Source organism: Roseateles sp. GW821-FHT09H11 (genome assembly GCF_059415845.1).
Window position 1 is genome coordinate 269,133 of sequence record NZ_JBWKOA010000007.1, and the last position, 15,078, is coordinate 284,210.

Below are 15,078 nucleotides of genomic sequence, written 5' to 3' on the forward strand. Positions count from 1 at the left end.
CGTTGATTCAACGACGCAAGGTCAGGAACTCGTGCAGGCTGATCGAGTCCGGATTCAGCCATGTCCGCTGTCCGCCATCGGCGACCCCACATGTTCGTCGCGCGCCTCAGCGGGCAGGCCGTTGTACCAGTCCGTGCGAGCCTGGATCTCAGGCGGTACGCGCCGGCCGGTCGGCTGCTTCAGTTCCTCGAGCATGTCTTCGATCGCGGCGTTCACGATGTGCTGCTCGACGGCACGCACGAAGGATTCGCTGTTCATCGGGGCGCCGGCTTCAATTGCTCCAACCAGGCGTTAGGTCGGCCCGCAAAATGGTCGCGCAGACGGTCTTCAACGTGTTCCGCTTCCCAGACGGCCATCCGCTCCAGCGAGTGACACTCCTCGTCGGTGGCGGGGCGTGTCTCTCCTGTGTCGCTCCGATAGATGCTGAAACTGCCGTCGAGCTGATCCTGCATGAAGTAGTCGAACGGTCCGACCAGCGCCGGTTCAAGTGGCTCCCTGCCGATCACATCCCATTTCAGCAGCGCGGCCTTCATGACCGTGGAGATGAACAGCACGTCATCGGCGGACAGCGACGTTAGCTTCGGCAGGTCTTCGCACGCTGTCCTGCGGCCGTAGACAGCCACCTGCATGTTGGGCAACACCCTGGCAACGGCGCAATGCAGATCGCCGAGGTCGATTCTGAGGAAGCTGCCTTCGGGAGGTTTTCTCTTGTTCATACCTAGAGTTTGCCGCCTTCGCTCATATAGAACTCCCGGTTGACGTTCTTGGGCGAGATACCGTTGATGGCATTGCCCGACGTGCCCCCCACCGATTTCGCGCCGCCGTTGGCTTCAATCCCGATCTGCTCGCGGCCGCGGATCGCGGCCTCGTTCTTGGACGACTTGTCCAGCACAGCAGGGCCGAACCCCTTCTTGGTCATGTGATGCCCGCTGTCACGCTTGGCCACATTTTCCGCCGGCGTGCCGAGCCCGCTGGTCTTTCCGGTATAGATCTCGCCCGTTTTCGCGTTCGTCTTCGTATAAGTCTGGAAGGTACGTTCGGCCTTGACGCCGGTCTCACCCGCCTTCTCCGCCGCACGGACCCCTTCGGCGACACGCTCAGCCGTGCGCAGACCCTTGAGCACCTGACCGGTACCCGGGATCGGACTGGCCACGCCCGCGATGCTGATCGCGACCTCGATGGCGGCACCGCCGACGCCGACGCCCGTGTACACCGCGACGCCGAACTTGATGACGTCATACGCCAGGAATCCGATGTCCAGCGGCGAGTTGCCGTCCGGGTCCTTGTACTTCAGCGGGTTGTTGTTGCCGTAGGTGTAGCGGTTGAAGGAGTGGATGTTCTTGTCGGTGAAATCCACCGGATCGATCGACAGGAAGCGCCCCAGCACCGGGTCGTAGTTGCGCGCGCCGAAGTCCTCCAGGCCGGTGTCCGGATCCTGCTGTTTGCCGTGGAACCACTGCGTGTTGGCGGTGGCCGGCTTGAGGATTCGATCCCCGTAGGGCCGGTAGCTCTCTCGCCACAGCAGGTCGCCGGCCTCGTTGGTGGCCGCGACCGGCGAGCCCGCCGTGTCGTTGTGGAAGTAGGTGATCGTCTGCGCCCGCGCCGCGGACTGCAGTCCGAGCGCGAGCGTGACCAGCGCCAGCAGGGCTAGCGCCCAGTGGAGCAGACGTCTGGCCGGAGCCGCCGGATTCGAGGCCGTGCGTGCGGCCGATGCGTGTGTCGACACTCTTGTGCTCCCTGTCTCAGTCGTCCAGCAGGATCGAGAGGATGGCGCTCATGACCGCATCCACCGGCCCGGAGGCCACGCGCGTCGCGACCGCGGTGCTACTGACCGCGTTCGCGCCGTCACCGCCGTACGACGCCGTGAAGTTGTGGTTGCCGAAGGGCAATGCGGCCGTCGTGAAGGTGGCGACGCCGTTGACCACCGACGCCGTGCCGATCAGCGTGCCGTTGTCGTAGAAATCGATGCGACCGTCCGGCGTGCGTCCGCCGCTCAGGGTCGCCGTCAGCGTGACCGCCTGTCCCGGATCGATCGACGCCGCGCTGGCGGTCAGGCCGACGCTGGTGGGGAAATAGGCGCCCTCGCTCCGCGTGGCGATCTTCTGGCCGCGCAGGTAAACGTGTTCCTGCCGCGTGTTGGCGGCCGGACTGAACTCCATCAACAGGTCGCCCGACGTGCTGTGGACCCGGTAGGACACCTGGCCGTCCTTCGTGCGGCTCACCCGCTTGCCCAGCGCGTCGTAGTCGTAGTCGATCTGGGCGGCCGTGCCGCAACGGGCACATCGCAGTCGCGAGCTGTCGTCGTACTGGAAGGCGATGCTGCCGTCCGACGTGATGTTGCCGCGCACGTCGTAGCCGTAGCTGCCGATCTTCTGGCCTGTCGTGCTCAGCAGCCGGTTCGTGGCCGCGTCGTAGCTGTAGTCCAGCCGACCGCCGAAGTTCTGCTGCGTGATGTTGCCCGCGCCGTCGTAGCTCACCGGATAGCTGACGCCGCCCGCGACCACGTCGGTCAGCCGGTCGACGCCGTCGTAGCCGTAGCCTCGATCGTTGACTGGGTTGGCGCTGTCTGCCACCGACGTCACGTTGCCCGTGCCGTCGTAGACCATCGCCAGGCCCACGTAGCCGTTGCCGCCGTTCCTGCCCGCGCTCACGGCCTGCGGCCGCTGGCGCGAGTCGGGGGTGACGGTCGTGCGCACGCCGTTGGCATAGGTCATCGACGCGACCAGGCCGCTCGCGTGATAAACCACGGCGCTGAGATAAGGACCCACGCGGGTGGGCCGTCCCAGGACGTCGGGCGCCAGATCGATCACCGTCCCCTTCTTCGGATAGGCGATGCTGCTGAGTTCGTCGTTGGCGTCGTAGCCGTAGGCGGCCACGAACTCCTGGCCGCCCACGCTCAGCGTCTCCTGGATCAGGTTGCCATCCGCGTCGTAGCGCCAGCTCAGCGTCGTCGTGCCGTTCTGGGCGGTCTTGCGCTTGCCGTCCTTGAACCAGGTCTGGACGACGTTCCTCGCGGCGTCCGGATACCGGATCGCGACCGCCTGACCCAGGCCGTCGTAGTCGAAGCCGGTGACGCCCGAGCCGGCGACCTGGACCGAGGTCATGTTGCCGAGCGCGTCGCGGCCGTAGGTCGTGGTGCCTGTCTCCGGATTGACCACCGTCGTCAGCTGGAAGCGCTCGTTGTAGGCGTAGGTGCGCGTGAGTCCGCCTTGCACGACCCGGGTCACCTGACCGCGCACGTTGCGCTCCATCGCGATGTCGGTCGAAGGCACCGGCGTGCCGATGCTCATCAGCTCCGCGCTCTCCGGGCCGCCGTACGCGCGGAAGGTGTGCCGGACCACGTTGCCGCGTTCGTCGGTGAGTTCGATCTGCGGCTTGCCGCCGGCGGCGACGTAGTTGCGCAGGCTGGTCGTGCCGTCGGCATGGTCCGTGCGCAGCAGGCGGTCCCGTTCGTCGTAGGTGAAGGTGTCGCCGCCCGCCGAGGGGCCGCCGGCGTCATAGGGCAGGGACGCGAAACGGGTGCGGCCTACGGCGTCGAACGCCCAGGTGCGGCGCACGCCGCCCCGGGTGTGCTCGATCATGCGGCCGAAGTCGTCGTAGACCCGCAGCTCGACCAACGCGCCCCGCGTGGTGGTCTCGGTTTCCGGCGTCGTGGGCGTGCGCAGTGCGTGGACGATGACCGTCCGGTTGGCGCCTTCGCGTGCGGGCGTGATGGTGATCGGGCGGCACAGCGCGTCACGCTCATACAGGGTGCGATCGCCCTCGCCATCGGTCTCGGCGGTGATGCAGCCGAGATCGTCCACCTCGCGCGTGATCGCGACCTGTTCGGGCCGGCCTTCCGCCCGTGTCTCGGTGCGGGCGATACCCAGCTTGTAGTTGCCGTAGCGCGTGACGATGCCGAGCGCGTCGGTCATCGTCTCGACGTCCCCGGCGGCCGTGTAGGTGTAGGTCCGGGCGACGCCGTCGCGGGTCTCGCTACGCACCAGCGTGGTCCCGGGAACGTATTCCCGGGTGAGCGAGGTGGTGCTCTGGGCGTGGACCCCGGTTGCCACGGCGGCGCCGATCAGCAGGCCGCCGGCCGCGCGGACGGCTGTCTTTGCGTAGGGAAGGGTGTTCATGCGGTGCTCGTCGATGGGTCGGCAGGCTCTGGGTCAGGGCGCGTTCGTGACGTCGATCCCGATCGGCTGACCAATGATGTTCAAGGTCGTGTCGTTGAGATACCGCCGCGTCGTGCGGCGCGTGGTGCCGCCGGGGCCGGTCTCGGTCACGGTGCCGGGATTGCCGAAGCCGTCGAAATCCGAGTACTCGGTCCGGTACTCCAGGCCGTCTTGCGACACCACTTTCGACAGCAGGATCGATGTGCTGCCGCCGGGTAGATCCCGCAGCTGCATCCGCGAGTAGATGACGCGGTTGTTGCGGTTGTTCAACGGCCGACTGCCCCACACGGAGGTTTCGCTGTAGCGCGAGCCCACCGCCATCCGCACCAGCGTGCCGAGGCTGTCGCCGCCCGGGGTATCGACGCAGGTCATGGGCTTGGTCAGGCTGGGAGACCCTTCCGAAGCGGGGAGGAAATAGCTCGGTCCGATGAAGCTGTAGGTCTTCGTGGCGGCCGGCGTCTCGACCGTGGTGACGTCGAGATCGCCGCCGCGAAGCGCGGGCGCATGGGAGAGATGTTCGAAGTCGCCGTCGCTCGCGTCCATCGAGCGCACCTGGATCGACGATTGCAGCGGCTCGGTGCCCGGTGCCTGCAGGCATTTCGCATAGGGCTGGGACAACGCGTACTGATAGGTCTTCGATCCGCCGAAGGGGAACTGCACCGACTGCAGGAGATGGCTGATCACCCGATCGGGTGCCGCCTCGGCCTGGACCGGCGAGTAGGTGTAGCGCCACCACGAACCATCGGCCCGCTGCGCGCCGGTCAGCGTGTAGTGGCCGTAGTCCGCGCTCAGCGACGCCCACGGCGGCGCGGCGAGGAAGGCGTAGGTGTAGTTCCGCGTGAAGCGGGGCCCGGTGATGCTGGTCAGCGACGGCGGTTTGCCATCGGTCGGCATGTTGTAGGCGAAGGTGATCTTCCGGCCGTCGCTGGCGGTGATCGTCTGCGGGAACGGCGTGCCGTTGGTCAGGCCGGTGAAGGTCGAGCCGGCGTAGGTGTAGGTGAGCGTGTTGCCCGACAGGTCGGTCTGCGTGGTCGGCGTGAGCACCAGTTCGCTCGGCGTCACGTTCGATTGCGGGGCCGCCTCCGTGACGTAGAAGTTGGCCCCCAGGTCATAGCGGATGCCCGCTGGCGACCGCAGCGTGTACTTGTAGGTGCCGTTGACCAAGGTACAGGACGCCGACCAGTTGGACGGCGTGACCATGTTGAACGACTGCGACGTCGCCATCTGTTCGGCGGTGCCGTCGGGCAGCTCAAGCCGGAAGGTCACACCGTCGGTGTGCGCGTACGCCTTTTGGCACCATGGGTAGTTGCCGTCCGGCAGCTTCGGCGAGCCGCCCGGATAGGTCTGCCAGTTCTCAGGATCCTTGGCCCCGCTGATCACCACGCGCGGCGCGACCCTCAACTGCCAGCCGAACCCCAGGCCCGCCCAGCGGGTCGACGCCATGTTGGCGATGCGCAGGCGCGGGAAGTGCGCGATGGACTGGACGTCGTAGACGCGGTGCACCTGGATGGCCAGTCCGCCGGTGCCCGGCAGGTCGACGTCCTTGTAGACAAGGCGCAGGTTCCCGGAATAGGGATCGATATCGCTCTTCACGATATCGCCCATGTAGGCCCGGTTCTCATCGTTGTTGCCGCGTTGCTCGGGGACCTCGACGGTCTGGGCATGCGCGGCGAGCGCAACCATCGCGAGGGCCGACAGGCCCGCGACTGCGGTGGAGACATGCATCTGGAACTCCCTCGAAACAGGCCGCGATTCGTCGTCCTTGCGATGGAGTCGGGCGGCGGCCAGTCTTGTTCTGGGACGGCTTTTTACTGAGGAACGATGACAGGTTGACGACACCGCCGCCCACCGGCGAGTCGTCGATCCGCACGATGACGTCAGCTCTCGCGGCCGGACAGCGCGCGGCGCCACTGGATCGCTTCGGAGACATGCGATGCCGTGATGGCGTCACTCTCCGCCAGGTCGGCGACAGTGCGCGCGATGCGCATCACTCGATGGAAGCTGCGCGCGGACCAGGCCAGCCGCGCCGCGGCACGATGCAGCATCGCTTCGGCTTCCGGCGCCATGGCGAGATGCCGGTCCAGTTGTCCCGCGCCGAGCAGTCCGTTGGTGCATCCCTGCCGGCGGATGGCGCGATCACGGGCTGCGGCCACGCGGGCGGCAACGGCAGCGCTGGTCTCGCCGTCCGCGGCCGCCGACAGGATCGCGGGCGGCAGCACCGGCACCTCCACCGTCAGGTCGATGCGATCCAGCAGCGGACCTGACAGGCGGTTCTGATAACGCGTGACCTGATCCGGGGAGCATCGGCAGGCCTTGGTCGGATTGCCGAGGTGTCCGCACGGGCAGGGGTTCATCGCCGCGACCAGCTGGAAGCGCGCCGGGAACTCCGCTTGATGCGCCGAGCGCGAGATGTGGACGCGGCCGGTCTCGAGCGGCTCGCGCAGGGCTTCGAGCGACATGCGCTGGAACTCCGGCAGCTCGTCGAGAAAGAGCACGCCGTGCTGGGCGAGGGTGATCTCGCCGGGCCGCGGCGGCGACCCGCCGCCGATCATCGCGGCGGACGAGGCGCTGTGATGCGGCGCGCGGAAGGCGCGTTGCGCCCACATCGACGGGCGGAACTGGCCGTTGGCGCTGAGCAGCGCGGCGGACTCCAGCGCCTCGGACTCCGACAAGGGCGGCAGCAGCGTCGGCAGCCGCTGCGCGAGCATCGATTTGCCGGTACCCGGCGGGCCGACCAGGAGGATGCTCAATGCGCCTGCCGCGGCGATCTCCAGGGCGCGCTTCGGCCCGGTCTGGCCCTTGATGTCGCGCAGGTCGAGCGGCGTCTCGCCGCGCGGCGGCGGATCGCGCTGCACGCGAGGCAAGGGCGCTTCGCTGCGGGCTTGCAGCGCATTCACGAGGTCGAGCAGGTGTGCCGCTTCCCGCACCACCAGGCCTTGCACCAGCGCTGCCTCGTCGGCACAGCCGCGCGGCAGGACCAGTTCCCGATCGAGCTTGGCGGCGCGCAGCGCGAGCGCCATCGCCAGCGCGCCCTTGACCGGCCGCAGTTCACCGGACAGACCGAGCTCGCCCGCGCATTCGATGTTCGCGAGCATGTCCGCGTCGATCTGCCCGCTCGCCGCAAGCAGCCCGAGCGCGATCGGCAGGTCGAAGCGCGCGCCTTCCTTCGGCAGGTCGGCCGGGGACAGATTGACCGTGATGCGCTTGTTCGCGGGGAACTCCAGCCCGCTGCTCTGCAACGCGGCGCGCACGCGCTCGCGGGACTCCTTGACCTCCAGGTCTGCGAGACCGACCAAGGTGAAGCTCGGCAGCCCGTTGGCCAGATGGACCTCGACTTCAACGGCCGCGGCGGATAGGCCGTCCAGCGCGCGGCTGTGGATGATGGAGAGGGACATCGCCATGTGACGTCGCCCAGCGTCAGCGTTTGGGCAGGCCCTTGAGCACCATCTCAATGGTGTCTGTCGCGGCTTTGAGCAGCTCGATGCCGGGAAGACCGCCGCCTGCGGAGGAGGTCTCTTTCTCGGGCGTTGAAGGCACATCCGTATTGACCTTCATCGAGAACGTTGCGCGGACCAGTCCGATCGCCAGGACAACCTCGCCAATCAACAGGATCGAGATCACGGCAACGACGGCGTGCGGCCAGGCTTGGGCCGGTGAACCGTTGGTGGCGTCCACGTCGGTCGCCGTGTCGAGGCTCGCGGGTGTCGCATGTGGAGCGTCGTACTGCCCGGCATGCACATCGCTGACAAAGCCGGATATCACGGCGTGGAGGCCGAGTGTGGTGAGGATTAGCACCATGGCGGCGAGGCACAGCGACAACGCGCGGAAGCACATGCGGGCGCGCGCTTCGATCGAGTCGTCAGAGACGCGGAGAAGCGGGATCTCGGGTGTGATCGCGGCCTCCGCCTCCCCTTGTCGGTCCGGTGCGTGCTCCGAGGGAAGTTGGGACATTTGCAGCTCCTTGAGCAGCAGGCGGCGTCATCGAGTCAACGACGTCGGAGCAGCTGTTGGTATCGGAATTCGAGGAGTTCCAATGGAACCCAGAGCGTCTTGACGATGTGGTCGACGTTTCTCATCCAGCCGCTCGTGACGCACCACCGCAGCTTCTCGGTGGGCACGAGCAGACTGGCCGCGAACATGTTGGCCGCATGGTCCCGCGGGTCGGGTGGGTGGTTTCCGAACGAGTTCCACGCCTCCAGCGGCGGATGCTCGTGACGCAGCAGGATATGCCCCAGGCCATGAGCCACCGCGAAACGCTTGCGATGGTTGCTGCCGTTCGTGTCGATCACGATCCGCAGTCCACCGTCCGGACCCGCGTACACCGAATGGCGATGGTGATCAGCCAGGGCACACACACGGATCCCCATCTGCTCGGCAATCTTCTCCGGAAGGATCGGCATCGCGCCATCGCCGTACCGCGCCACCACCCACTCCGCCGCGTCCTCCGGCCGCAGGTGCGACAGGTCCGCCGGCCACCGCACCGTCACGTTGCTCGATTCGCCGCTCGATTCGCCGTTCGACCTCTCGTTCGATCCGTTGCCTTGCATCTGCATTCCTTCCGCACCCATTCGGTTCATGAGCTCCGCAGTGTCCGCAGCGAACGATTTCACGCCTAGCACCCTGTTGGGGCGTTTCCAGGGTTAACCACTCCCCCGCTTGTGCATGCATTTGGTGCGCTTTGACGCTTGACGGGGCGTGATCGGCAACCGTTCGTGGCGATGTGAGCCGGAATGGGGCCCCTTCATGGGGGAAGGGACTCGCCAAGGCCCGCTTGGCACAAAAGCTGCAAAGCCACGTCCGGAAGCAGTCGCCCAGAGTCGCCCCAAACAATCAGGAGCCCCCGCGCATGAATCCCATCGCCGTCGTCCGCGCCGCAGCCGTCGCCGCCATCGCCGCCATCGCCCTCCCGGCGCTGGCGCAGGAGGCCAACCCGCTGTCCTTCAACGTCAGCGTCACCTCCGACTACCGCTATCGCGGGATCTCGCAGACCCGCCTCAAGCCCGCCCTGCAAGGCGGTGTCGATTACGCCCATTCGAGCGGCTTCTACATCGGCGCCTGGGCCTCGACCATCAAGTGGATCAAGGACGGCGGCGGCGACGCCGACATCGAGATCGACACCTACGCCGGCTACAAGACCGAGGTCGGCGGCGGCGTCACCGTCGACGTCGGTTTCCTGCGCTACAACTACCCCGGCAACGACCTGCCCACCAGCGCCAACACCAACGAGCTGTACGGCGCGGTGTCCTTCGGTCCCGCCACGCTGAAGTACTCGCACTCGATCAGCAACCTGTTCGGTTTCGCCGATTCCAAGCAGAGCGGCTACCTCGACCTGAGCGCCACCTTCGACGTCGGCGGCGGCTTCACCCTGACCCCGCACATTGGTCACCAGAAGGTCAAGAACAACGGTGACTTCAGCTACACGGACTACTCGCTCACGGTGAACAAGGACTGGTCCGGCTTCACCTTCGGCGCCGGCTTCGTCGCCACCAACACCGACAACTACATCGGCGGCAAGGGCAAGGACCTGGGCAAGAACGGTGTGGTCGTGTCCGTCAAGAAGGTCTTCTGAGGAGCTACGCATGAAACTGATCACTGCCGTCATCAAGCCCTTCAAGCTGGATGAAGTGCGCGAGGCGCTGAGCGCCATCGGCGTCCAGGGGCTGACCGTCACCGAGGTCAAGGGCTTCGGCCGCCAGAAGGGCCACACCGAGCTGTACCGCGGCGCGGAGTACGTCGTCGACTTCCTGCCCAAGGTGAAGATCGAGGCCGCGGTCTCCGATACCGTGGTCGAGCAGGTCATCGAGGCGATCGAGAACGCCGCCCGCACCGGCAAGATCGGGGACGGCAAGATCTTCGTCTCCCCGCTGGACCAGGTGATCCGCATCCGTACCGGCGAGACCGGGCAGGACGCCCTCTGATCGCCCCCTGATCCGCCGCGGCCCCCGAGGGAGGCCGCGCACTCCGCAGCAGTCCTTCGCCGTCCCCGCGCGCAGCAGTTCCGCGCGTGCGCCGATCAAGATCCAACGAAGAGAGTCCCGATCATGAAGAAACTACTCGCCTGCCTGGCCTTGGCCGCGGCAGCCTTCACCAGCCTGGCCCCCGCGGCCATGGCGCAGGATGCGGCCTCCGCGCCCGCCGCCGTCGCCAGCGAGACGACCGCCCAGGCCCCCGCGCCGACGGCGCCGGTGGCCGCCGCGCCCGCCGCCTCGGCCCCCGCCGACGCCGCCTCGGCCGCCGCCGCGCCCGCGCCGGTCCCCAACAAGGGCGATACCACCTGGATGATGGTCTCCACCCTGCTGGTGATCCTCATGACCGTTCCCGGCCTGGCGCTGTTCTACGGCGGCCTGGTCCGCAGCAAGAACATGCTGTCGGTGCTGATGCAGGTGATGGTGACCTTCTCGCTGATCCTCGTGCTGTGGGCCCTGTACGGCTACAGCCTGGCGTTCACCGAGGGCAACAAGTTCGTCGGCGGTTTCGACCGGCTGTTCATGAAGGGCATCTGGGACAACGTGGCCGGCACCTTCGCGCCGGCGGCGACCTTCAGCAAGGGCGTCTACATCCCCGAGATCGTGTTCGCCGCGTTCCAGGCCACCTTCGCCGGCATCACCTGCTGCCTGATCGTCGGCGCCTTCGCCGAGCGCATCAAGTTCAGCGCGGTGCTGCTGTTCATGGTCCTCTGGTTCACCTTCAGCTACGCGCCGATGGCCCACATGGTCTGGTTCTGGATGGGTCCGGACGCCTATGCCTCGGCGGCGGTCGTCGATGAGATGAACAGCAAGGCCGGCCTGATCTGGCAATGGGGCGCGCTGGACTTCGCCGGCGGCACCGTGGTGCACATCAACGCCGCCGTCGCGGGCATCGTCGGTGCCTTCATGGTCGGCAAGCGCATCGGCTACGGCAAGGAAGCGTTCACGCCGCACAGCCTGACGCTGACGATGGTCGGTGCCTCGCTGCTGTGGGTGGGCTGGTTCGGCTTCAACGCCGGTTCCGCGCTGGAAGCCAACGGCTTCGCCGCGCTGGCCTTCATCAACACGCTGTTCGCCACCGCCGCCGCGGTGCTGGCCTGGTGCGTCGGTGAAGCGCTGCTCAAGGGCAAGGCCTCGATGCTGGGTGCCGCGTCGGGCGCCGTGGCCGGTCTGGTCGCGATCACGCCGGCTGCCGGCAACGTCGGCATCGGCGGCGGTCTGGTGATCGGCCTGGTCGCCGGCTTCGCCTGCCTGTGGGGCGTGTCGGGCCTGAAGAAGCTGCTGGGCGCGGACGACTCGTTGGACGTCTTCGGCGTCCACGGCGTGGGCGGTATCGTCGGCGCGCTGCTGACCGGTGTCTTCAACTCCCCGAGCCTGGGCGGCCCCTCGGCCGTCGGCGACTGGGTGACCGCCGCGACGATCGCGCCGGACGCCTACTCGATCGGCTCGCAGGTCTTCACGCAGCTCAAGGCCGTCCTGCTGACCATCGTGTGGTCGGGCGTGGTCTCGGTGATCGCGTTCAAGGTGGTCGACCTGGTGATCGGTCTGCGCGTCTCCGAAGAGGAAGAGCGCGAGGGCCTGGACATCGCGTCGCACGGCGAAACCGCGTATCACAAGTAAGCATTCGAGAAGTAGATCTCCAGTCTCCTGCAATGCTCAAAGCCGCCCCTCGGGGCGGCTTTTTTTCGTCGGTGCATCCCCATAATCCGCCGCCATGAACCTCCGCTTTGTCGAAGCCTTCCACTGGGCCGCCTCGCTGCGCAGCGTCACGCGCGCGGCGGAGAAGCTGCACATCACGCAGTCCGCGCTGTCCAGCCGCATCGCGTCGCTGGAGGAGGAACTCGGCGTGGTGCTGCTGGACCGTCGCGACAAGCAGTTCCGTCTGACCGTGGCCGGCCAGCGTTTCCAGACGCTGGCGCAGCGCCTGCTCGACGTGCAGCGGCAGGTGAAGGAGGAGATGGGCGGCGCCGGCGGCGCGGGGCGGCCCGTGGTGCTGCGCATCGGCGCGATCGAGTCGGTGGTGCACAGCTGGCTCACCGGCTGGCTGCAGGAGATGCGCGCGGCGAATCCGGACTTCGAGCTCGAGCTGACGGTGGAGACCTCGCCGGTGCTGGTCGATCAGGTGCGGCGGGGCGCGCAGGACCTGGTCTTCGCGGCGATCCCCGCGGCGGACGCCGGCGGCGTGCGCACGCGGGCGATGGCGTCGATGCCGATGGGTTTCGTCGGCCGGTCGGACCTGCACACGAAGCGCCGCTACGGGCTGTCGGACCTGGCGGGCCACGACCTGCTGACCTTCCAGCGCGGCTCGCAGCCGCACCAGGCGCTGCTGCAGATGTTCCAGGAATCCGGCCTGCCGCTGCCGCGCGTGCACGCGATCTCGTCGATCTCCGCGATGGTGCAGCTGGTGGAGGGGGGCTTCGGCATCGCCACGCTGCCGGTGGCGGTGGCGGAGCAGCTGGCGAAGCGGCTCTCGCTGCGCGTGCTGCGCAGCGACACCGACCTGGTGGCGCTGCCCATCCACGCGAGCTACCGCGAGGATCCGAGCTCGCAGCTCACCGAGACGGTGCTCGACTCCGCGCTGGACTTCGTCGCGCGGCAGCAGCGCGCGGCGCGGGCTTCCGGGAAACCCCGCATGGCCGGAACGTCGACCCCGCGCTAAGCGGAAGCACTGCTGGGCTCATCGAAAAAATCGATGAGGCGAGGCGGAAAATTTCCGTTGGATCGCGAGGCCGGGCGGCTTCCACAATCCGCCGCATCGTCAGACAGCCTTCGCGATCCCGCCATGAGCCACCCGACCGATTCCCTCGATCTCGACGCGTCCTCCAGCGCGCTCGACGTCCGACTCGCCGCGCGTCGCGGCGGTTTCACCGGCCACACCAGCGGCCTGGCCAGCGAGTTCGTGCAGGCGAATCTCGCCATCCTGCCGGCGGCGCTGGCCGCGGACTTCCGCCGCTACTGCGCGCTGAACCCGCAGGCCTGCCCGCTGCTCGGCGTGACCGAGCCTGGGGATCCGACGCTCGCCGCGCTCGGCGTCGACCTGGACCTGCGCACCGACGTGCCGCGCTACCGCGTGTGGCGGGACGGTGAACTCGTCGACGAGCCCGCCGACGTGACGCGCTGGTGGCGCGACGACCTGGTCGCCTTCGTCATCGGCTGTTCGTTCTCGTTCGAGCACGCGCTGCTGGCCGAGGGCATTCCGCTGCGTCACGTCGAGCAGCGCCGCAACGTCGCGATGTACCGCACCAGCATCGAGACCGCGCCGGCCGGCGTCTTCCGCGGACCGACCGTCGTGTCGATGCGGCCGCTGACCGCCGCCGATGCGATCCGCGCGGTGCAGATCACGTCGAAGCTGCCGCAGGTGCACGGCGCGCCGCTGCACCTGGGCGATCCGTCGCGCATCGGCATCCACGACATCGCCAGCCCCGACTACGGCGACGCCGTCGACATCCGGGACGGCGAGCTCCCGGTGTTCTGGGCCTGCGGCGTCACGCCGCAATCGGCGATCGCGACGGCCCGTCCGCCGTTCTGCATCACGCATGCGCCGGGGCACATGCTCGTCACCGACCTCCTGAACCGCGATCTCATCGCGGCCTGATCGCGGTCCAACAACAAGGAACGACACCATGTGGCTCAGAGACACCACGCCGACCGAACGGCGCACGCTCACCGCGACTTTCGCCGGCTACGCCGTCGACGGCTTCGACTACATGATCTACACCTTCCTGATCCCCACGCTGATCGCGGCCTGGGGCATGAGCAAGGGACAGGCCGGCGCGATCGCCACCGGCGCGCTGCTGACCTCGGCGGTCGGCGGCTGGGCGGCCGGGGTCCTCGCGGACCGCTTCGGCCGTGTCCGCGTGCTGCAGTGGACGGTGCTGTGGTTCGCGCTGTTCACGTTCCTCAGCGGATTCACGACCTCGTTCGAGCAGCTCTTCTTCACCCGCGCGATGCAGGGCTTCGGCATGGGCGGCGAGTGGGCCGTCGGCTCGGTGCTGATCGCCGAGACGATCAAGTCGAAACATCGCGGCAAGGCCGCCGGCCTGGTGCAGAGCAGCTGGGCCATCGGCTGGGCGGCGTCGGCGCTGGCGTTCTGGGGGCTGTACTCGGTGCTGCCGCCGGAGACCGCGTGGAAGGTGCTCTTCTGGATCGGCATCCTGCCGGCGCTGCTGATCCTCTACATCCGCCGCAATCTTGACGAGCCGCCGGTCTACCTGGCTGAGCAGGCGCGCGCCAAGGCCCGCGGCGAGCGCGCGAACTTCCTGCGGATCTTCTCGCCAGAACTGCTGCGCAACACGGTGCTCGCCAGCGTGCTGGCCACCGGCATGCAGGGCGCGTACTACTCGGTGACGACCTGGCTGCCGACTTTCCTCAAGACCGAGCGCCACCTGTCGGTGCTGGGCACCAGCGGCTACCTGCTGGTGCTGATCGCGGGCTCCTTCGCCGGTTACCTGACGAGCGCGTGGCTCTGCGACGCGATCGGCCGGCGCCGCTGCTTCATGCTGTTCGCGCTGATGGGCGGCATCCTGGTGCTGGCCTACACGCAGATGCCGATCACCGACAGCCTGATGCTGGTGCTGGGCTTCCCGCTGGGCTTCTTCCTCTCGGGCATCTTTTCCGGCATGGGCGCCTTCCTGTCGGAGCTGTTCCCCAGCGACGTGCGGGGCTCGGGCCAGGGCTTTTGCTACAACATCGGACGGGCGTTCGGCGCGGCCTGTCCCGCGCTGATCGGACACTTCAGCACGCAGTACCCTCTCGGGCAGACCTTGGGATGGATGGCGGCGCTCTGCTACGGCCTCGTGATCGTCGCGGCGCTGGCCTTGCCCGAGACCCGGGGTCGTGAGCTGACTCCCGCCCCGGCCTGATCCCGCCGCGCCGCTTCGACGACCTGCCGACGCCGAGCTCCCGACGCGCTTTCGACGACCTCTGGGCGACCTCCGGACGACCTTTCGACGACT

General features: G+C 67.7%; 14 protein-coding genes. 6 read left to right on the forward strand and 8 right to left on the reverse strand.

Features of this window, described 5'->3' with window-relative positions:
* Positions 1-54: 54 nt before the first annotated feature.
* From AC07PR_RS23275 to AC07PR_RS23310, 8 genes are all read right to left on the reverse strand, one after another.
* Positions 55-258 carry a hypothetical protein gene (locus AC07PR_RS23275; protein WP_495136721.1) on the reverse strand — a complete coding sequence of 68 codons (204 nt, stop codon included), beginning with the start codon at positions 256-258 and terminating at the stop codon, positions 55-57.
* Positions 255-716, reverse strand: a complete 462-nt coding sequence (locus tag AC07PR_RS23280; protein ID WP_495136722.1) for a hypothetical protein — start codon at positions 714-716, stop codon at positions 255-257. The genes AC07PR_RS23275 and AC07PR_RS23280 overlap by 4 nt, the downstream gene beginning before the upstream one ends.
* Positions 717-718: 2 nt before the next feature.
* Positions 719-1,726 carry an RHS repeat-associated core domain-containing protein gene (locus AC07PR_RS23285; RefSeq protein WP_495136723.1) on the reverse strand — a complete coding sequence of 336 codons (1,008 nt, stop codon included), beginning with the start codon at positions 1,724-1,726 and terminating at the stop codon, positions 719-721.
* A gap of 16 nt (positions 1,727-1,742) precedes the next feature.
* Positions 1,743-4,118, reverse strand: a complete 2,376-nt coding sequence (locus AC07PR_RS23290) for an Ig-like domain repeat protein (RefSeq protein WP_495136724.1) — start codon at positions 4,116-4,118, stop codon at positions 1,743-1,745.
* Positions 4,119-4,151: 33 nt separating this feature from the next.
* Positions 4,152-5,882 carry a hypothetical protein gene (locus AC07PR_RS23295; RefSeq protein WP_495136725.1) on the reverse strand — a complete coding sequence of 577 codons (1,731 nt, stop codon included), beginning with the start codon at positions 5,880-5,882 and terminating at the stop codon, positions 4,152-4,154.
* A 152-nt stretch (positions 5,883-6,034) separates the two neighbouring features.
* Positions 6,035-7,552 carry a YifB family Mg chelatase-like AAA ATPase gene (locus AC07PR_RS23300; RefSeq protein WP_495136823.1) on the reverse strand — a complete coding sequence of 506 codons (1,518 nt, stop codon included), beginning with the start codon at positions 7,550-7,552 and terminating at the stop codon, positions 6,035-6,037.
* A gap of 22 nt (positions 7,553-7,574) precedes the next feature.
* The gene (locus tag AC07PR_RS23305; RefSeq protein ID WP_495136726.1) at positions 7,575-8,108 is read right to left on the reverse strand and encodes a hypothetical protein; all 534 of its coding nucleotides are present in this window, start codon (positions 8,106-8,108) and stop codon (positions 7,575-7,577) included.
* A gap of 35 nt (positions 8,109-8,143) precedes the next feature.
* Positions 8,144-8,704: an ImmA/IrrE family metallo-endopeptidase gene (locus AC07PR_RS23310; RefSeq protein WP_495136727.1), complete on the reverse strand. Its 561-nt coding sequence runs from the start codon at positions 8,702-8,704 to the stop codon at positions 8,144-8,146.
* Between the two features lie 299 nt (positions 8,705-9,003).
* On the opposite strand from AC07PR_RS23310, the gene AC07PR_RS23315 reads away from it, so the two are divergent.
* The 6 genes from AC07PR_RS23315 to AC07PR_RS23340 all read left to right on the forward strand — a co-directional run bounded on the left by AC07PR_RS23315 (position 9,004) and on the right by AC07PR_RS23340 (position 14,985).
* Complete coding sequence (locus AC07PR_RS23315; RefSeq protein WP_377158382.1) at positions 9,004-9,726, forward strand: TorF family putative porin; 723 nt, start codon at positions 9,004-9,006, stop codon at positions 9,724-9,726.
* 10 nt (positions 9,727-9,736) lie between these two features.
* Complete coding sequence (glnK, locus tag AC07PR_RS23320; RefSeq protein WP_067279313.1) at positions 9,737-10,075, forward strand: P-II family nitrogen regulator; 339 nt, start codon at positions 9,737-9,739, stop codon at positions 10,073-10,075.
* A gap of 123 nt (positions 10,076-10,198) precedes the next feature.
* Complete coding sequence (gene amt / locus AC07PR_RS23325) at positions 10,199-11,743, forward strand: ammonium transporter (protein ID WP_377158381.1); 1,545 nt, start codon at positions 10,199-10,201, stop codon at positions 11,741-11,743.
* Between the two features lie 94 nt (positions 11,744-11,837).
* Positions 11,838-12,782 (forward strand): LysR family transcriptional regulator, encoded by a 945-nt coding sequence (locus AC07PR_RS23330; RefSeq protein ID WP_377158379.1) that lies wholly within the window; start codon positions 11,838-11,840, stop codon positions 12,780-12,782.
* Positions 12,783-12,905: 123 nt separating this feature from the next.
* A complete protein-coding gene (locus AC07PR_RS23335; RefSeq protein WP_483108527.1) occupies positions 12,906-13,718 on the forward strand; it encodes a putative hydro-lyase in 813 nt (270 codons plus the stop codon).
* A 28-nt stretch (positions 13,719-13,746) separates the two neighbouring features.
* The gene (locus tag AC07PR_RS23340) at positions 13,747-14,985 is read left to right on the forward strand and encodes an MFS transporter (RefSeq protein WP_495136728.1); all 1,239 of its coding nucleotides are present in this window, start codon (positions 13,747-13,749) and stop codon (positions 14,983-14,985) included.
* The last annotated feature ends 93 nt before the right edge of the window (positions 14,986-15,078 follow it).